Annotated in this window: 15 protein-coding genes; 12 read left to right on the forward strand and 3 right to left on the reverse strand. The window is 44.9% G+C overall.

Features of this window, described 5'->3' with window-relative positions:
• Positions 1-4: 4 nt before the first annotated feature.
• The 7 genes from ftsW to lpxC all read left to right on the forward strand — a co-directional run bounded on the left by ftsW (position 5) and on the right by lpxC (position 8,254).
• Positions 5-1,201: a cell division protein FtsW gene (gene ftsW, locus R7190_RS11805; RefSeq protein WP_005372933.1), complete on the forward strand. Its 1,197-nt coding sequence runs from the start codon at positions 5-7 to the stop codon at positions 1,199-1,201.
• Positions 1,188-2,255: an undecaprenyldiphospho-muramoylpentapeptide beta-N-acetylglucosaminyltransferase gene (gene murG / locus R7190_RS11810; protein WP_186584465.1), complete on the forward strand. Its 1,068-nt coding sequence runs from the start codon at positions 1,188-1,190 to the stop codon at positions 2,253-2,255. Before ftsW ends, murG begins: the two co-directional genes overlap by 14 nt.
• Positions 2,256-2,278: 23 nt before the next feature.
• Positions 2,279-3,736 carry a UDP-N-acetylmuramate--L-alanine ligase gene (gene murC / locus R7190_RS11815; protein WP_005387395.1) on the forward strand — a complete coding sequence of 486 codons (1,458 nt, stop codon included), beginning with the start codon at positions 2,279-2,281 and terminating at the stop codon, positions 3,734-3,736.
• A 192-nt stretch (positions 3,737-3,928) separates the two neighbouring features.
• Entirely contained in the window at positions 3,929-4,711 is a 783-nt protein-coding gene (locus R7190_RS11820) for a cell division protein FtsQ/DivIB (protein ID WP_005387393.1), read from the forward strand.
• Positions 4,704-5,966, forward strand: a complete 1,263-nt coding sequence (ftsA, locus tag R7190_RS11825) for a cell division protein FtsA (RefSeq protein WP_005372946.1) — start codon at positions 4,704-4,706, stop codon at positions 5,964-5,966. Before R7190_RS11820 ends, ftsA begins: the two co-directional genes overlap by 8 nt.
• 30 nt (positions 5,967-5,996) lie before the next feature.
• Entirely contained in the window at positions 5,997-7,235 is a 1,239-nt protein-coding gene (ftsZ, locus tag R7190_RS11830; RefSeq protein ID WP_017633617.1) for a cell division protein FtsZ, read from the forward strand.
• A 101-nt stretch (positions 7,236-7,336) separates the two neighbouring features.
• Positions 7,337-8,254, forward strand: a complete 918-nt coding sequence (gene lpxC, locus R7190_RS11835; RefSeq protein ID WP_005381871.1) for a UDP-3-O-acyl-N-acetylglucosamine deacetylase — start codon at positions 7,337-7,339, stop codon at positions 8,252-8,254.
• A gap of 113 nt (positions 8,255-8,367) precedes the next feature.
• Here lpxC and R7190_RS11840 read toward each other — a convergent pair whose 3' ends face one another.
• Positions 8,368-8,826: a DUF721 domain-containing protein gene (locus R7190_RS11840; RefSeq protein ID WP_033906094.1), complete on the reverse strand. Its 459-nt coding sequence runs from the start codon at positions 8,824-8,826 to the stop codon at positions 8,368-8,370.
• Between the two features lie 407 nt (positions 8,827-9,233).
• On the opposite strand from R7190_RS11840, the gene secA reads away from it, so the two are divergent.
• The 5 genes from secA (at position 9,234) to carB (ending at position 18,308) form a co-directional block, all read left to right on the forward strand.
• Positions 9,234-11,963 (forward strand): preprotein translocase subunit SecA, encoded by a 2,730-nt coding sequence (gene secA, locus R7190_RS11845; protein WP_047102008.1) that lies wholly within the window; start codon positions 9,234-9,236, stop codon positions 11,961-11,963.
• 155 nt (positions 11,964-12,118) lie between these two features.
• On the forward strand, positions 12,119-12,517 hold the full coding sequence (gene mutT / locus R7190_RS11850) for an 8-oxo-dGTP diphosphatase MutT (RefSeq protein WP_005387387.1): 399 nt from the start codon (positions 12,119-12,121) through the stop codon (positions 12,515-12,517).
• Positions 12,518-12,627: 110 nt separating this feature from the next.
• On the forward strand, positions 12,628-13,437 hold the full coding sequence (gene dapB / locus R7190_RS11855; protein WP_005381860.1) for a 4-hydroxy-tetrahydrodipicolinate reductase: 810 nt from the start codon (positions 12,628-12,630) through the stop codon (positions 13,435-13,437).
• Between the two features lie 481 nt (positions 13,438-13,918).
• The gene (gene carA, locus R7190_RS11860) at positions 13,919-15,058 is read left to right on the forward strand and encodes a glutamine-hydrolyzing carbamoyl-phosphate synthase small subunit (RefSeq protein WP_017821483.1); all 1,140 of its coding nucleotides are present in this window, start codon (positions 13,919-13,921) and stop codon (positions 15,056-15,058) included.
• A gap of 16 nt (positions 15,059-15,074) precedes the next feature.
• A complete protein-coding gene (gene carB, locus R7190_RS11865) occupies positions 15,075-18,308 on the forward strand; it encodes a carbamoyl-phosphate synthase large subunit (RefSeq protein WP_005381854.1) in 3,234 nt (1,077 codons plus the stop codon).
• A 75-nt stretch (positions 18,309-18,383) separates the two neighbouring features.
• Here the strand turns inward: carB and R7190_RS11870 are convergent, their stop codons facing one another.
• Together R7190_RS11870 and R7190_RS11875 are read right to left on the reverse strand one after the other, a co-directional pair.
• The gene (locus tag R7190_RS11870) at positions 18,384-18,803 is read right to left on the reverse strand and encodes a hypothetical protein (RefSeq protein ID WP_155396149.1); all 420 of its coding nucleotides are present in this window, start codon (positions 18,801-18,803) and stop codon (positions 18,384-18,386) included.
• Positions 18,793-19,707 carry a hypothetical protein gene (locus R7190_RS11875; RefSeq protein ID WP_025768414.1) on the reverse strand — a complete coding sequence of 305 codons (915 nt, stop codon included), beginning with the start codon at positions 19,705-19,707 and terminating at the stop codon, positions 18,793-18,795. The genes R7190_RS11870 and R7190_RS11875 overlap by 11 nt, the downstream gene beginning before the upstream one ends.
• Positions 19,708-19,846 lie beyond the last annotated feature (139 nt).

A 19,846-nucleotide genomic window follows, 5' to 3' on the forward strand; every position in this document is an offset into this window, starting at 1 on the left:
CTTCGTGGGTTTAGGTAACGTTAAACGCAGTATTGGCAATTGGCTCAAGCATCCAGCCCCAGAGGCGATGTTTGATCGCCAGTTAGTGTGGATTGCACTGGGTTTGATGTTGACTGGTTTGGTCATGGTAACCTCTGCATCATTTCCAATCAGCTCTCGATTAACGGAACAGCCGTTCCACTTTATGTTTCGTCATGCGACGTTTCTCGTGCTGGCGTTAGGGACCTCCGCTGTTATTTTGCAAGTGCCTTTGCAAGAGTGGTTTAAGAAGAGCCATTACTTACTTTGGGCTTCTTTCGCACTGTTGATCATCGTGCTCTTGGCGGGTAAGTCGGTTAATGGTGCGTCTCGTTGGATTCCCCTTGGGCTGTTTAACCTTCAGCCAGCGGAAGTCGCGAAGCTATCGCTGTTTATCTTCATGTCTGGTTACTTAGTTCGAAAGCAAGACGAAGTACGACAAACGTTCTTTGGTGGCTTTATGAAGCCAATCATGGTGTTTGCCTTCTTCGCAGTATTACTACTTGGTCAGCCAGACTTGGGGACGGTCGTCGTGATGCTGGTCACGCTGTTTGGCATGCTTTTTATCGCAGGTGCAAAACTAACCCAGTTTCTCGCCTTGATGGTGGCAGGTATCGGCGCTGTGGTAGGTTTGATTCTCGTCGAGCCATACCGTATGCGACGAGTAACCTCCTTCCTTGACCCGTGGGAAGATCCATTTGGCAGTGGCTATCAGTTGACTCAGTCTTTGATGGCGTTTGGTCGTGGTGAATGGTTCGGACAAGGTCTCGGTAATTCAATTCAAAAACTGGAATATCTACCGGAAGCGCATACCGACTTTGTGTTTGCCGTACTTGCTGAAGAGCTTGGTTTCGTAGGCGTAGTGCTGGTCTTAATGCTGATTTTTAGCTTGGTGCTAAAAGCGGTTTACATCGGCAAGCGTGCATTTGAAGAAGGCGAAATGTTCGGAGGTTATCTGGCTTTCGGAATTGGTATTTGGTTTGCGTTTCAAACCTTGGTTAATGTTGGAGCTGCCGCCGGTATTGTTCCAACTAAAGGTTTAACACTTCCACTCATCAGTTATGGTGGTTCTAGTCTAATAATTATGTCCGTCGCAGTGTCCATACTACTGCGTATCGATTACGAATGCCGCTTGAAACGCGAGCAACAACAATCAGAACAACAAGCTAATGAAACAAAATAAACGTTTGATGGTGATGGCTGGTGGTACTGGCGGTCACGTATTCCCAGGTTTGGCGGTAGCAAAACAGCTTCAAGAACAAGGTTGGGAGATCCGTTGGTTAGGTACGGCGGATCGAATGGAAGCGGATTTGGTGCCAAAACATGGCATTGAAATCGACTTTATCAAAGTGAAAGGGTTACGAGGTCAAGGCGTTAAACGTCTTCTTGCAGCACCATTTCAAATTATCAATGCCATTATGCAGGCTCGTGCTCACATGAAACGCTGGCAGCCAGACGCAGTGCTTGGTATGGGCGGTTATGTTAGCGGCCCGGGTGGTATTGCTGCTTGGATGAGTGGTATTCCTGTTGTTCTGCATGAACAAAATGCAGTAGCAGGTTTAACGAACCAATGGTTATCGAAAATCGCTAAGAAGGTTTTTCAGGCTTTCCCAGGCGCTTTTCCAAATGCCGAAGTGGTTGGGAACCCAGTTCGTGAAGACGTGACTCAATTAGCAGCGCCAACTGAGCGCATGCAAGAGCGCCAAGGTCCAATTCGCATTTTGGTGATGGGTGGCAGCCAAGGCGCACGTATTCTTAACCAAACTCTGCCAGAAGTGATGTCGAAATTGGGCGAAGATTACTGTATTCGTCATCAAGCGGGTAAAGGTGCCGCCGAAGAAGTGAATGCAGCATACCAAGCTAATGGTGTGGTAAATGCAGAAGTAATGGAATTCATTGATGACGTTGCAGAAGCTTACGCATGGGCTGACCTTTTAGTTTGTCGCTCTGGAGCGTTAACCGTATCTGAAGTCTCGGCGGCAGGTGTAGGCGCTATTTTTGTTCCATTCATGCACAAAGACCGCCAGCAAGCACTTAATGCAGACCACTTGGTGGATTGCGGCGCGGCGAAAATGATTGAACAACCAGATTTAACCGTTGAGTCTCTGACTCTGCAGATCCAACAATTGGATCGCCAAGCTTTACTTACAATGGCTGAGCAAGCGCGTGGCGCTGCAAAATTGAATGCTGACCGAGTTGTCGCACAAGTCATTGTCGCTTTGACCGAAAAGCGTTAACCGAATTATTGAGAATAGAATTGATGACAATCCAACATACACAAGACTTAGCTCAGATTCGCGCAATGGTGCCAGAGATGCGCCGCGTGAAATCCATCCACTTCATCGGTATTGGTGGTGCGGGCATGAGCGGCATTGCAGAAGTGCTGTTGAACGAAGGCTACCAAATCACAGGTTCTGATCTATCAGAGAACGCTGTGACAGAGCGTTTGGTATCAAAAGGTGCGACGGTATTTATTGGTCATCAAGCCAGTAATGTAGAAAAAGCCAGTGTGGTTGTTGTGTCAACGGCGATCAACGAAGAAAACCCAGAAGTGATGGCGGCACGTGAATTACGCATCCCTATTGTACGCCGCGCAGAGATGTTGGCTGAATTGATGCGATTCCGTCACGGTATTGCCGTTGCGGGTACACACGGTAAAACCACGACGACCGCTCTTGTTACTCAAATCTATTCTGAAGCCGGTCTTGATCCAACGTTTGTGAATGGCGGTTTGGTGAAAAGCGCAGGTACAAATGCGCGTCTAGGCTCGAGTCGTATTCTAATTGCAGAGGCAGATGAAAGTGACGCGTCATTCCTGCACTTGCAACCAATGGTGAGCATTGTTACCAATATCGAAGCCGATCATATGGATACCTATGGTGGTGACTTTGAAACCTTAAAGCAAACCTTCATCGATTTCCTTCATAATCTACCGTTTTACGGCCAAGCAATTGTTTGCATTGACGATCCTGTGGTTCGAGAGTTAATCCCACGTATTAGTCGTCAAGTGATAACTTACGGTTTTTCTGAAGATGCCGACGTACGTATTGAAGATTATCGTCAAGAGGGGCAGCAAGGCAAATTTACGGTAGTACGTAAAGGGCGAGCTAACTTAGATATCACGCTGAATATTCCAGGTCGTCACAATGCATTGAATGCGTCTGCTGCGATTGCGGTTGCTACTGAAGATGACATTGAAGACGATGCGATCCTAAAGGCAATGGCTGGTACGCAAGGTACGGGAAGACGTTTTGATCACCTTGGCGAGTTTGATACTGGCAACGGCCATGCAATGCTTGTTGATGATTACGGCCATCATCCAACAGAAGTGGATGTAACCATTAATGCAGCACGCAGTGGTTGGCAAGACAAGCGTTTGGTGATGATTTTCCAACCGCACCGTTATAGCCGTACTCGTGATTTATACGATGATTTCGCGAATGTGCTTGAACAGGTGGATGTATTGATCATGCTGGATGTTTACGCAGCGGGTGAAAAGCCGATTGCAGGTGCTGATGGGCGCGCTTTATGTCGCACAATTCGCAGCCGAGGCAAGGTAGACCCGATTTTTGTTCCAGAAATCGAGCAATTACCTTCAGTTTTAGCTAACGTTATACAAGACGGCGACCTAATCTTAACGCAAGGTGCGGGTGATATTGGTAAAGTGGCGAAACAGCTGGCAGGTCTTAAATTGAATATAAACAAGATGCTTGGCTGACACATATTGTTGATGCGAAGGACAGATAAAGACTCAGATCTCGATTTTGCGTCAATATCATTGTGATTTATTGCTATCAGTGTTTGATAGTTTACAAGAGCTCAGTATAATCCCAAGGTTAAAGTCAAGACTTTTACCTCTGCGCAATTATATGGGTAAAAAGTACACGACAAAAGTCAGGAAACGAAGACGTTGTTGAATATTGCACTGAATGACGAGCGACCAAACACGGGCAACAACCGTGGTCGCCAAGAAAAAATCTTGGGTGCGTTATTTTTCGTTGTGGTTGTGACTTTAATTAGTTCTGTTTTGTACGCGGCGATCAGTTGGATGTGGGATGACCAAAGGTTACCTCTCTCCAAAATAGTACTTCAGGGGAAACTGGAGTATGTCCAAGCTGACGATGTGCAGGCTGCATTTAGTCGAATTGATCACATCGGTACATTTATGTCTCAGGATATTGATGTATTACAGCAAAGTGTCGAAGCTCTGCCATGGGTAGCGCATGCCGCAATCCGAAAGCAGTGGCCGGATACAGTAAAAGTTTTTTTGACGGAGCATCAACCAGAAGCCATTTGGAATGGCAACGAACTGTTAGATAAAAACGGGTTCGTTTTTGATGGAGATGTTGCTCTGTTGCAAGAAGAAAAAGTGAAGCTGTACGGACCCAAAGATAGCGGACCGGAAGTCTTACAGACTTACCGTGATTTGAGTCCTAAGTTTCAGCAATTGGGTTTAGCGATATCGTCTCTGGTATTAAACGAGCGACGAGCTTGGCAAATCATCCTTGATAACGGTATTCGATTAGAGCTCGGTAAAGAGTCTCTTCTTGAGCGTATAGAGCGCTTTTTTAAGCTCTATAACAAGCTTGGCAGTGACACGCAAAGAATCAGTTATATCGATCTTAGGTACGATACAGGAGCCGCAGTTGGTTGGTTTCCTGAACAAGAGTTAGAAGAGAGTACAGATGACTAAGGCCGCTGATGACAACATTATTGTTGGTCTTGATATAGGCACTGCAACCGTATCGGCTCTAGTGGGTGAGGTTTTACCAGACGGTCAAATTAATATTATTGGCGCAGGTAGTAGCCCCTCACGTGGCATGGATAAAGGTGGCGTGAATGATTTGGAGTCGGTTGTAAAATCAGTACAACGTGCAATTGATCAAGCTGAATTAATGGCAGAGTGCCAGATCAGCCGAGTCTTCATTTCGTTGTCTGGTAAGCATATCGCAAGCCGAATTGAAAAAGGTATGGGCACGATTTCTGATGAAGAGGTGTCTCAAGAAGACATGGATCGCGCTATCCATACCGCAAAATCGATTAAAATCGGTGATGAACAGCGAATTCTTCATGTGATCCCGCAAGAGTTCACCATTGATTACCAAGAAGGAATCAAAAATCCGCTTGGTTTATCTGGGGTAAGAATGGAAGTGAGTGTCCACCTTATCTCATGCCATAATGACATGGCACGCAACATTATTAAGGCGGTAGAACGCTGCGGCCTTAAAGTAGAACAACTCGTATTTTCTGGGCTTGCTGCTAGTAATGCAGTAATCACCGAGGATGAAAGAGAGCTTGGAGTTTGTGTGGTTGATATTGGCGCCGGCACGATGGATGTGGCCATCTGGACTGGCGGTGCGTTACGTCACACAGAAGTATTTTCGTACGCAGGAAATGCTGTAACCAGTGATATTGCTTTTGCTTTTGGCACGCCAGTGAGCGATGCTGAAGAAATAAAAGTCAAATATGGCTGTGCTTTGAGTGAACTGGTCAGTAAGGATGACACGGTTAATGTACCAAGCGTAGGTGGACGACCATCACGTAGCCTGCAACGTCAAACGTTGTCAGAAGTGATTGAGCCACGCTACTCTGAGCTTATGGGACTGGTTAACCAAACTATCGACTCTGTACAAGCAAAATTGCGCGAAGAGGGTATCAAGCACCATCTGGCTGCGGGAGTTGTACTCACCGGCGGTGCTGCGCAAATGGACGGAGTGGTAGAATGTGCGGAACGCGTATTCCGCAATCAAGTAAGGGTCGGCAAACCGCTCGAAGTCAGCGGATTAACTGACTATGTAAAAGAGCCGTACCATTCTACGGCAGTTGGATTACTTCATTACGCAAGAGACATGCAGTCTAGCGACGATAGCGATTATAATGAACCTAAACGCTCATCTGTAACTGGCTTTTTCGATAAATTGCGTAACTGGATACAAAAAGAGTTTTAACCTGAGTTGCAGGATAAACGGAGACAACACATGTTTGAACCGATGATGGAAATGTCTGACGATGCAGTAATCAAGGTCGTTGGGGTTGGTGGCGGCGGTGGTAACGCCGTTGAACACATGGTGCGTGAATCCATCGAAGGTGTGGAATTCATCAGCGTCAACACTGATGCGCAAGCACTTCGTAAGACAAGCGTTGGCAATGTTATTCAGATCGGTGGTGATATCACTAAAGGTCTGGGTGCAGGTGCTAATCCACAGGTTGGCCGTGACGCAGCTCTCGAAGACAGAGATCGAATTAAAGATTCCCTGACTGGCGCCGATATGGTGTTTATCGCAGCTGGTATGGGTGGCGGTACCGGTACTGGTGCAGCGCCTGTTATTGCTGAAGTGGCTAAAGAGCTTGGCATTCTAACAGTAGCGGTAGTAACTAAACCGTTTAGTTTTGAAGGTAAAAAGCGTTTGGCATTTGCTGAGCAAGGTATCGATGAGCTGTCTAAGCATGTTGACTCTTTGATCACGATTCCAAACGAAAAGCTACTTAAAGTACTTGGTCGTGGTGTAACACTACTAGAAGCTTTTGCAAGCGCTAACGATGTTCTTAAGAATGCCGTTCAAGGTATTGCTGAGCTAATTACTCGCCCTGGCATGATCAACGTCGACTTTGCGGACGTAAGAACTGTAATGTCTGAAATGGGTCACGCAATGATGGGTAGCGGCATCGCCAAAGGTGAAGACCGTGCTGAAGAAGCGGCTGAAATGGCAATTTCTAGCCCACTTCTGGAAGACATCGATCTAGCGGGCGCTCGTGGTGTTCTTGTCAATATTACTGCTGGTCTGGATATGCGTCTTGACGAGTTTGAGACGGTTGGTAATACAGTGAAGGCATTCGCTTCTGACAATGCGACTGTTGTTATCGGTACTTCTCTAGACCCTGATATGACTGACGAAATCCGCGTAACAGTTGTAGCGACAGGTATTGGTAATGAGAAAAAGCCAGATATCACGCTAGTTGCGGGTGGTAAAGCTAAAGTGGCACCGACGCCGCAAGCTCAACCACAGCAACAAGCAGCGGCAACGCAAGCTGAAGAAAAACCGGCACAGACCTTGCAAAATAATCAAGTGCAAGAGAAGCCACAGGTAACTCCTCAGCCGACAAACACTGCTCCTTCTTCTCCAGCTTCGTCGAGCCAAAGTTCTGCGGCTCCAAAGCAAGAAAAGGAAAGTGGTTATTTAGATATACCGGCATTTTTGCGTCGTCAGGCTGATTAATCTTTAACCCATAAATTTGACATGGCTCAAAATTATGGTAGCATTCACGGTCGACGTTACAGACGGCCGTGTTTTGTAGCAAATTTTTGAGAGGCAAGCAGATGATCAGACAACGTACTCTGAAAGAAATAGTGAAAACAACTGGTGTGGGTCTCCACTCTGGTCGTAAAGTCACACTTACTCTGCGCCCGGCTGCTGCAAATACAGGTATCATTTACCGTCGTACAGATGTAAATCCACCTGTAGATTTTCCAGCTGATCCAGCTTCGGTTCGTGACACCATGCTTTGTACTGCATTGGTAAACGATGAAGGTGTGCGTATTTCAACTGTTGAGCACTTGAATGCGGCACTTGCTGGTATGGGCATCGATAACATTGTTGTCGAAGTAGACGCACCTGAAATTCCGATCATGGATGGTAGTGCAAGCCCATTTGTATACTTGCTACAACAAGCAGGTATCGAAACGCAAAATGCGCCAAAACGCTTCATCCGCATCAAAAAGCCAGTTCGTTTTGAAGATGGTGATAAATGGGCAGAATTTGTACCATTTAACGGCTTCCGTATGGACTTCGAAATTGAGTTTAATCACCCAGCGATTGAATCAGACGAGCAACGTTTGCTGTTTGATTTCTCGTCAAAAGGCTTTGTTCGTGAGATTTCTCGAGCACGTACGTTTGGCTTTATGCGTGATATCGAATATCTACAATCTCAAAACCTAGTTTTGGGTGGTAGTTTTGACAATGCTATCGTTTTGGATGATTACCGTATTCTTAATGAAGAAGGTCTACGCTTTGAAAATGAGTTTGTGACTCACAAAGTGTTGGATGCGATTGGTGACCTTTACATGTGTGGCCACCCAATCATTGGTGAATTCCGTGCCTTTAAATCTGGCCACGGTTTAAATAACCAACTGTTACGTGCTGTTCTTGCAGATCAGGAAGCGTGGGAGTGGACTACATTCGAAGAAGAAGTCGGCTCACCAGTAGCATTCGCAGAACCAAATATGGTGCTTGCGTAAATACTTGGCATTAGAATTAATAAAAAACCAGGCTTATGCCTGGTTTTTTGCTATTTGGCTTTAATCCTGGATTTATCAATAACATTCAAGCTTTCAGCATATTGAAATAACGTTCACTTACGATCTTCCTTTTCTGCCATATCGGCTAATCGTTTTAAACGCTCTTGAATTTTCGGTGGCGCCATGTCGGCAATCGTCATTAATGACTTTGCTGCAGATTCGGTTAGTGGTGGACGCTTAGGTCTGTCGTCTTGTTGAAAGCGGTTTCGATATAGTGAAGGATTGATCCTCACTTCAACGCTCATCAGCTTGGCAAAGCCTTGAGTACGAAGTTTATTTAGGATCATGAGGCGATCGTAATCGATCTTCATTTTGATCGCGGCACTAGAGACATCGATCAATAGATGGCCGTTACGAACATTCGCTACTCGGCAATGATCGGCCGTCCCCGTGGGTAAGACCTCTTGCAAAGCTTGGTTAAGCTGTAAGATTTCTCCAGCATGTTCTTGAATCTGCTTGAACTGTGACTCAGCAATAACATCTTCAGTCGAGGTTGGACGGTGATCACGCATAGGTAAAATCTAATTTTGTTGAGATATAGCTATTCTAGAGCAGCTTTCTATCAAGGTATAGTTTACATTAACGTCTTTAGCTTCAGTTTTACAATGTAGCAAGGTAAAAAGCAAAGTTTGCTCTGGATGGATTACACATATTGCGGTATGCAATATCGGCTAATCAGTCACCACTTTAAGTAAAAACTTCAGAGTGCTTCAAACAAATACGTCTATTTATGGTTGTATCGATTAAAAATCCTTACACTAAGCCACATTGTTTCAAAACTTAGCCTTGAAATATGGATGTTTGAACTCAATATCTTTGATAAATGATTTATCTCAGTATTCTTAGTTCCAAACTGGCAGAGACTGAAGGCATTATGAGTAGATCGGGAACGGTCTGAATAAAGAGAGATTCACGAAAAATGATAACTAAGCTACTGACAAAAGTGATTGGCAGTCGCAACGACCGAACACTGCGCCGCCTTAGAAAAATTGTAAAAGAAATTAATAACTATGAGCCAACATTCGAGGCTCTAAGTGATGAAGAGTTAAAAGCAAAGACGGTTGAATTCCGTGAGCGCCTAGAGAAGGGTGAAACTCTTGATAAACTACTTCCAGAAGCTTTTGCTACGGTTCGTGAAGCATCTAAGCGTGTCTACGGTATGCGCCACTTCGACGTCCAGCTTATCGGCGGTATGGTTCTAAATGCGGGTCAAATCGCTGAAATGCGTACGGGTGAAGGTAAAACGCTGACGGCAACGCTTCCAGCTTACTTAAATGCTCTTGCTGGTAAAGGCGTTCACATCGTAACAGTGAACGATTATCTAGCTAAACGTGATGCTGAGACGAACCGCCCTCTATTTGAATTTTTAGGTATGACCGTTGGTGTAAACGTGCCAAACATGCCTCCTCAAGAGAAAAAAGAAGCGTACCAAGCTGACATTCTATACGGAACCAACAATGAATTTGGTTTTGACTACCTTCGTGACAATATGGCCTTCCGTAGCGAAGACCGTGTACAGCGTGATCGCTTCTTTGCAGTTGTCGATGAGGTGGACTCAATCCTAATTGATGAAGCTCGTACTCCTTTGATCATTTCTGGTCCTGCTGAAGATAGCTCTGAGCTATACACCCGAATCAACCTTTTGATCCCGCATCTTAAAAAGCAAGACAAAGAAGACTCTGAAGAATATCGTGGTGATGGTCACTACACTGTTGATGAGAAATCAAAGCAAGTATACCTCACAGAAACGGGCCAAGAGTACGTTGAAGAACTGTTGGTGAAAAATGGTCTTATGGAAGAGGGTGACACACTTTACTCTCCGACTAACATCAGCATGTTACATCACGTGAATGCCGCTTTGCGTGCTCATGTGTTGTTTGAGCGCAACGTTGATTACATCGTTACTGACGAAGGTGAAGTAGTAATTGTTGATGAACATACTGGTCGTACAATGCCAGGTCGTCGTTGGTCTGAAGGTCTTCACCAAGCAGTAGAAGCGAAAGAAGGCGTTAAGATTCAAAACGAAAACCAAACTTTGGCTTCGATTACCTTCCAGAACTACTTCCGCTTATACGAAAAACTGTCTGGTATGACAGGTACTGCGGATACTGAAGCGTTTGAGTTCCAATCTATTTATGGCTTGGAAACGGTGGTTATCCCAACCAACAAACCAATGATTCGTAACGATATGCCGGATGTGGTGTACCGTACCGAAGCTGAGAAGTTTGCTGCAATCATTGAAGATATCAAAGAGCGCGTTGCGAAAGGTCAGCCAACATTGGTTGGTACCGTATCGATTGAAAAATCAGAACTACTCTCCAACGCCTTGAAGAAAGCGAAGATCAAACACAACGTATTGAATGCGAAATTCCATGAGAAGGAAGCGGAAATTGTTGCTGAAGCGGGTATGCCGGGTGCGGTAACTATCGCGACCAACATGGCCGGTCGTGGTACGGATATTGTGCTTGGCGGTAGTTGGCAATCAAAAGTGGAAGCTTTGGAGAACCCAACTCAAGAACAAATCGATGCGATTAAAGCAGAGTGGAAAGTGGTACATGATCAAGTACTAGATGCTGGTGGTCTACACATCATTGGTACTGAGCGCCACGAATCTCGCCGTATTGATAACCAGCTACGTGGTCGTTCTGGTCGTCAAGGAGATGCAGGTTCATCGCGCTTCTACCTATCTATGGAAGACTCTTTGTTACGTATTTTCACTTCTGATCGTATGGCGAGCCTTATTCAAAGTGGTATGGAAGAAGGTGAAGCTATTGAATCGAAAATGCTTTCTCGCTCAATTGAAAAAGCACAGCGCAAAGTGGAAGGCCGTAACTTTGATATCCGTAAGCAGCTACTAGAATACGATGATGTGGCGAACGATCAGCGTAAGGTTGTCTACGAGCTGCGCGACGAATTGATGAACGTTGAAGACATCAGCGGTATGATCGAGCAAAACCGTGAAGATGTGCTAACCGCGGTTATTGATGAGTACATCCCGCCACAATCACTAGAAGATATGTGGGACGTTGAAGGTCTGCAAGAGCGCTTGAAAGCAGACTTCGATCTTGATGCGCCAGTGAAGCAATGGCTTGAAGAAGACGATAAGCTTTACGAAGAGGCGCTACGCGAGAAGATCATCAATCTAGCCGTTGAAGTGTACAAAGAGAAAGAGGAAGTGGTGGGTGCGCAAGTGCTTCGTAACTTCGAGAAATCGGTTATGCTTCAAACTCTGGATACGCTTTGGAAAGAGCACTTGGCAGCAATGGATCACTTGCGTCAGGGTATTCACTTACGCGGCTATGCGCAGAAGAACCCGAAACAGGAATACAAGCGTGAATCGTTTGAACTGTTTGAAGGTCTACTAGAAGCGCTGAAAACTGATGTGATTACTGTTCTATCTCGCGTTCGAGTTCAGCAACAAGAAGAAGTTGAACGTATGGAAGAGCAACGTCGTGCGCAAGCTGAAGAGGCCGCTCGTCGTGCTCAAGCGCAACACGCAGCAGCACAAAACCCTCTTTCTGAAGGTGAAGAATCTGAAGAAGGTTCAAGTCAGCCAATGGTACGTGATGAACGTAAAGTAGGTCGCAATGAGCCTTGCCCTTGTGGTAGTGGTAAGAAGTATAAACAGTGCCACGGCAAAATCGACTAACGTATTAGTCAGATAATTTTTTAAAGAGTCGCCTAGGCGGCTCTTTTTTTAAGCAAATTCTGTGGCTGTCGAATTTCATAAGTTTTGATAGCATCGGATAGTTTTAGAGATGCAAAGACCGTTGAAGTGTAACGGCTTGAGAGTTAGGAACCCCTATGAAAAGAATTCACATAGTCGCGGCTATTATTTTTAACCAAGACAAATCAAAAATTTTTATTACAAAGCGTCCAGACGACAAGCATAAAGGCGGGTTTTGGGAGTTTCCCGGCGGGAAAGTCGAGTCAGGAGAAAGTATTGAACATGCTCTAGCAAGAGAACTTGAAGAAGAGGTAGGAATTGAAGTTACTGAGCAAGCCCTTTTCGAGCATTTGGAATATGACTATCCAGACAAATCACTTAAGTTTGATTTTATTACGGTATCTAAGTTCAGTAATGAGCCTTACGGCCGAGAAGGTCAAGAAGGTCGCTGGGTTGAGATAAGAGAATTGGGTAACTATGCCTTTCCTGAAGCGAACGTGCCTATCTTGGAGCGTGTCGTAAAAGAGTTCGCTTAAGCCTGATGAACTTGCTTGTGGTAACCACGGTATGTTGTTAGTTTAAACAGATTAAGCGAAACGAGAGAACGAGAGCAAACCTCGTTATCCAGAGAAGGAGAGAAAGCGCAATGGTTCGTATTGCAATCGCAGGAGCAGCAGGCCGAATGGGCCGTAATTTGGTTAAAGCTTCACACCTTAACCCAGAGGCGACAGTGAGCGCGGGATCAGAACGACCTGAGTCCTCACTTGTCGGTGTCGATATCGGTGAACTTTGTGGTGAAGGCAAATTCGATGTGTTCTTAACGGATGATCTTGCTAAAGACGTCGATAATTTTGATGTAATCATCGATTTTACTGCCCCAGTAAGTACGTTGGCGAATCTTGAACTGTGTAAGAAGCATGGAAAGAGTATTGTGATTGGGACGACTGGTTTCAGTGATGCAGAGCGTGAACTGATTGACGAAGCCGCTAAGCAAGTGCCTGTTGTCATGGCTCCTAACTACTCTGTTGGTGTGAACCTAGTATTTAAGCTTCTTGAGAAAGCAGCCAAAGTGATGGGCGACTACTGTGATGTTGAGATTGTCGAAGCACATCATCGTCATAAAGTTGATGCTCCTTCTGGTACCGCTATCGGGATGGGCGAAGCCATTGCTGGTGCGATGGGCAACAAGCTGAATGATGTAGCTGTCTATGCGCGAGAAGGTATCACAGGTGAACGTACTAAAGATGAGATCGGCTTTGCTACAATTCGCGCTGGCGATATCGTCGGTGAGCACACAGCCATGTTTGCTGATATCGGGGAACGAGTGGAGATAACGCACAAAGCGACCGATCGTATGACGTTTGCTAATGGCGCCGTCAAGGCCGCTGTTTGGTTGAGTGCCAAACCAGCGGGCTTTTATACCATGACAGATGTTTTGGGATTGAATGAACTCTAAATACATAATTATTCGCCGGCGGTAGCCGGCTTTTTTATATCTATAGAATTATTTGTAAATGAAATGATTCTAACAGAAAGTATTTTGGTGCTTACTTTTGTCGTTGTTTTGGTTGTTTTGTGGGTGTTTTGGGTTTTGATGTCTAAAAACTAATGTCTTTTTTGTCGAGTGAACGTTTGCGTGAAAAATTCATACTTTTTTGTGATCTCTAAAAAGTTCAAATTTGTAAAATTCATTAAACCTCTATGCCTCTCTATGTAATAGCATGTAAAAGTTATCTTTTTGGGCCTTACTGATTCAAAATGACCTTACTCGCTAGAAATTAATCATTTATTTTTGATTGTAGGTTGACAGGTTTCGAGTCCAACTTTAGAATACCGCCAATTTGTCTGAAATACCTATTTATGTAGATTTTATAGGTAAAGGAAGGCATGTTTGCAGTTTGATTTATTTTTTTTGCATTTTTATTCTGGAGGTTGTCTTGGGTAAATTAGCACTGTTGGTCCTAGAAGATGGGACAGTGTTCCGCGGAGTGTCCATAGGGGCAGATGGTCTTTCCGTTGGTGAAGTCGTTTTTAATACCTCGATGACGGGGTATCAAGAAATCCTCACTGATCCTTCCTATTCTCAGCAAATCGTCACTCTCACTTATCCTCACATTGGCAATACCGGAACCACTTCCGAAGATGAAGAATCCTCTTCCATTCATGCACAAGGCCTTGTGATTCGCGATCTTCCTCTAATCGCTTCTAACTTCCGTAACGAACAATCCCTCTCTGATTATCTTAAGTCTCAAAATATCGTTGGCATCGCTGATATCGATACTCGTAAGCTCACTCGTATCCTGCGTGAAAAAGGTGCTCAAAACGGCTGTATTGTTGCGGGCAACAACCTAGACGAAGCTTTGGCACTAGCGAAAGCAAAAGAATTCCCAGGCTTAAAAGGAATGGACCTTGCGAAAGAAGTTACAACAAAAGAAGCGTATCAATGGAAGCAAGGTTCGTGGACGCTTGAAGGTGGACTTCCAGAGGCGAAAGATGACAGCGAGCTGCCATACCACGTTGTCGCTTACGACTTTGGCGCAAAACGCAACATCTTACGAATGTTGGTTGACCGCGGCTGCCGCTTAACGGTTGTACCTGCAGAAACGTCAGCGGAAGAAGTTCTGGCACTAAATCCAGATGGCGTATTCTTATCGAACGGCCCTGGTGACCCAGAACCATGTACTTACGCGATTGAAGCAACCAAAGTGTTCCTAGAAAAAGGCTTGCCAATTTTTGGTATTTGTCTAGGTCACCAAATTCTGGCGCTAGCATCAGGTGCGCAAACGGTGAAAATGAAGTTTGGTCACCACGGTGCAAACCACCCAGTAAAAGATTTAGAGCGTAACGTTGTGATGATCACTTCGCAAAACCACGGCTTTGCGGCAGATGAAGCAACATTACCGGAAAACTTACGTGCTACTCACGTATCGCTATTTGATGGCTCTTTGCAAGGTATCCACCGCACAGACAAGCCAGCATTTAGCTTCCAAGGTCACCCAGAAGCGAGCCCAGGTCCACATGACGCGGCACCGCTATTTGACCACTTTATCGAACTAATCAAAAAACACAGCGCTTAATTCGGAGTAGTAGATAATGCCAAAACGTACTGACATTCAAAGTATTCTAATTCTTGGTGCTGGTCCGATTGTTATCGGTCAGGCATGTGAGTTTGACTACTCTGGCGCACAAGCGTGTAAAGCTCTTCGCGAAGAAGGCTACCGAGTTATCCTGGTTAACTCTAACCCAGCAACCATCATGACTGACCCAGAGATGGCAGATGCGACTTACATTGAGCCGATTCAGTGGGAAGTTGTACGCAAGATCATCGAGAAAGAACGTCCTGATGCAGTTCTGCCAACTATGGGTGGTCAGACAGCACTTAACTGTGCGTTAGATTTAGAGAAGCACGGCGTTCTCGCAGAGTTTGGCGTAGAGATGATTGGTGCAACGGCTGATGCAATCGACAAAGCGGAAGACCGTTCTCGTTTTGATAAAGCGATGAAGTCTATCGGCCTTGAGTGTCCTCGCGCAGATACAGCGAAGAGCATGGAAGAAGCTTACAAAGTTTTAGATATGGTTGGCTTCCCTTGTATCATTCGTCCATCGTTCACCATGGGTGGCACTGGTGGTGGTATCGCGTACAACAAAGAAGAGTTCGAAGAAATCTGTCGTCGCGGTCTGGACTTATCTCCGACCAACGAACTTCTTATCGATGAGTCACTAATCGGTTGGAAAGAGTACGAAATGGAAGTCGTTCGTGACAAAGCGGACAACTGTATCATCGTATGTTCAATCGAGAACTTTGACCCAATGGGTATCCATACGGGTGACTCAATCACGGTTGCTCCAGCACAAACACTGACTGACAAAGAATACCAGCTTATGCGTAATGCATCGCTAGCTGTTCTGCGTGAAATCGGTGTTGAAACAGGTGGTTCAAACGTACAGTTTGGTATCAACCCGAAAGATGGTCGTATGGTCATCATCGAGATGAACCCGCGTGTATCTCGCTCTTCTGCGCTAGCATCAAAAGCAACAGGCTTCCCAATTGCGAAAATTGCCGCGAAACTGGCTGTTGGCTTTACGCTAGACGAACTACAAAACGACATCACAGGTGGTGCAACACCTGCGTCATTTGAACCAACTATCGACTACGTCGTAACTAAGATCCCTCGCTTTAACTTCGAGAAATTTGCTGGTGCAAACGATCGTCTGACAACTCAGATGAAATCGGTTGGTGAGGTAATGGCGATTGGTCGTAACCAACAAGAATCTCTTCACAAAGCACTGCGTGGCCTAGAAGTTGGCGCAACTGGTTTTGATGAGATGGTCGATCTGGAAGCGCCAGATGCACTGACTAAGATTCGTCACGAACTTAAAGAAGCAGGTGCAGAGCGTATCTGGTACATCGCCGATGCATTCCGAGCGGGTATGTCAGTCGACGGTGTGTTCAACTTGACTCAAATCGACCGCTGGTTCCTGGTTCAAATCGAAGAAATTGTAAAACTCGAAGAACAAGTCAAGGCGGGCGGCTACGCAGGTTTGACCAAAGAAGTGCTTCGTCAGATGAAACGCAAAGGCTTCTCTGATGCTCGCTTGTCTAAATTGCTTGGTGTCGCTGAAAGTGAAATTCGCCGTGCTCGTGAGCAGTTTGATATTCATCCGGTTTACAAACGTGTGGATACATGTGCAGCAGAGTTTTCTTCTGACACGGCTTACATGTACTCATCTTACGATGAAGAATGTGAAGCAAACCCAACAGACAAAGATAAGATCATGGTTCTTGGTGGCGGTCCAAACCGTATCGGCCAAGGTATCGAATTCGATTACTGTTGTGTTCATGCATCACTTGCGCTGCGTGAAGACGGTTACGAAACCATTATGGTTAACTGTAACCCAGAAACGGTATCTACTGACTACGATACGTCTGATCGTCTGTACTTCGAGCCAGTAACTCTGGAAGATGTACTGTCTATCGCTCGCGTTGAAAAACCAAAAGGTGTGATTGTTCAGTACGGTGGTCAAACGCCACTTAAACTGGCTCGTGCTCTAGAAGCGGCTGGTGTGCCAATCATTGGTACTAGCCCAGATGCTATCGACCGTGCGGAAGACCGTGAACGCTTCCAAGCCGCTGTTGACCGTTTAGGTCTACTTCAGCCAGAAAACGCGACAGTAACAACGATGGAGCAAGCGGTTGAGAAATCGAAAGAAATTGGCTTCCCATTAGTTGTTCGTCCATCTTATGTACTCGGTGGTCGTGCGATGGAAATCGTATACGACGAGCAAGACCTGCGTCGCTACTTCAACGAAGCAGTAAGCGTATCGAACGAGTCTCCAGTTCTGCTAGACCGTTTCTTGGATGATGCAACCGAAGTTGATATTGATGCTATCTGTGACGGTGAACGCGTCGTTATCGGCGGTATCATGGAGCACATCGAACAAGCGGGTGTTCACTCTGGTGACTCTGCATGTTCACTGCCTGCATACACGCTAAGTCAGGAAATTCAAGACAAGATGCGTGAGCAAGTTGAGAAGTTAGCATTCGAACTCGGTGTGCGCGGTTTGATGAACACGCAGTTTGCTGTGAAAGATAACGACGTTTATCTAATTGAAGTGAACCCTCGTGCTGCTCGTACGGTACCATTCGTATCGAAAGCGACAGGCGCTCCTCTAGCGAAAATCGCTGCACGTGTAATGGCGGGTCAATCTCTAGAGTCACAAGGCTTTACTAAAGAGATTATCCCTCCTTACTACTCAGTGAAAGAAGTGGTTCTGCCGTTCAACAAATTCCCTGGTGTTGACCCTCTATTGGGCCCTGAAATGCGCTCAACAGGTGAAGTAATGGGTGTGGGTGCAACGTTCGCAGAAGCTTACGCGAAAGCAGAGCTAGGTTGTGGTGCGGTTTATCCTGAAGGTGGTCGTGCGCTACTGTCTGTACGTGAAGGTGATAAAGAGCGTGTTGTTGACCTAGCTTCTAAGTTAGTGAAACTGGGTTACCAGTTGGATGCGACACACGGTACAGCTGTAATTCTGGGCGAAGCGGGTATTAACCCACGTTTGGTAAACAAAGTACACGAAGGTCGTCCACACATTCTTGACCGCATCAAGAACAACGAATACACCTACATCGTAAACACGGCTGCTGGTCGTCAAGCGATTGAAGATTCGAAAGTTCTACGCCGTGGTGCACTGGCTGAAAAAGTGAACTACACAACGACACTGAATGCAGCGTTCGCTACATGTATGTCTCATACTGCAGACGCAAAAGCGTCAGTAACTTCGGTTCAAGAGTTACACGCTAAAGTGAAAGCGAGTCTAGACGCGTAACAGATAAAAATCAGTAAGCTCATTAATCAGGGCTTACATGACAACCTCATTGCCCGCTCATTTGAGCGGGCTTTTTTATATCGAGGTTTTTCTAAAATGAAGAGCATTAAAGTGTGCTAGGAACGATTGGTATGCTTCGCTTTTGAAGATCATTAAGCTAATGATGGCAAGCAATGTACCCAAAGATGAAGAAATAGTACTACCATTTGCTACAACAAAATTAATGCTGCAAGTGAGAATGATAAAAGAGATAGTAAGTAAGTTTATTTTTGCAGCAACACTTAATCCTTTGCTTATTGTCAGAATGTTTGGAATGCATACAACAACAACCGTAATAGCTCCCAATGTAAGGAGGTAAGTATCTAGAGCAATGTGTTGAGTGAAAGAAAACCAGTCATTCCAAATGCTTAAGCTAATAGCCAGACCAATAGTCAATGCCAAGTATAAACATATACTTAGTGAGATGTTTGCTATGCTAATTGATTTAGTATTCAACTTTCAATTCCTCATAGATTCCAATAGCAAGATTTCTTAACTCTCCCGAATAACCGCTTCCTACTATGCTAATTGAGCCTCCAATTGCATCTAGAAGCTGATGAGAAATGGATGCGGATATTGTTGCTTGTGAATACCTCTTAGGAATTTCTCCTGACAACATTAGCTGTTTACGAGCTTTATTCGAAATGCTCGGAAGGTTTTTACGGATGATTTCTTTAGTTAATCTTGTTCTTTCTTGTCTGTTTAAGCCTTTTAGAATCTCGGGAACGCCTTTCTTAGTGGTTTGCTTAAGAGATTGAACCATTTTTATCGTTTGATATCCACTAGCGCCCGCTCCAGCTAAGGAGATGTAATCTAAAGCTTTAGTTGTATTTTGATACCACTCATTACTGTCTATATCCGATAATTTGTCTGGTGATTTAGATACCATACGGGTTCTTGCTACTCCAATAGCACATTGAGCTGTGGCAGCAACAGTAGCGGCGTGTGAGATATAGGACATAGTTACGCCCACAGGACCACTTACTGGTATTGTTAGCCCCGAACCAACTACCCCAATCCAGCCAATCGCTGCACCAATACAGCTAATGCTCGCTGATAGAAGCTCTTGATTGAATCTTGATTTTGACTCTTCCTGTTTTATTTTTTTTGCAAATTCTTGAGATGATTGTAATTTTATCGGTTCCCGTAGAATGATAAAGGTAGGATTGATATGGCATGTGGATTTAAAGTCTCTTAAGCGTACAACGGTGAATTTGTTATCAATATAAATTACACCCGCACCGCTAGTCTCTGGTTTAGCGTCAATAACGCTGAATAGCTGATTAATATTCACTATCTGTTCGATTTTTAAGCGTAATTGCTGTTCTTTTATTGATGGTCGAGTCAGTAAGGCTTCCATTATTTTCGTTTTTTATCAGATTAAATATTTCCTATTAAGACAGCATTTTCTTTTTCTATCAAAATATTAAGAGGCTCTTGAGGTGAGGCTCTATATTTGGATGTAATTGATATTTTTAATGTATCATTCTCTAGATTTA

The sequence above is a fragment of the Vibrio sp. 1078-1 genome (genome assembly GCF_033340475.1).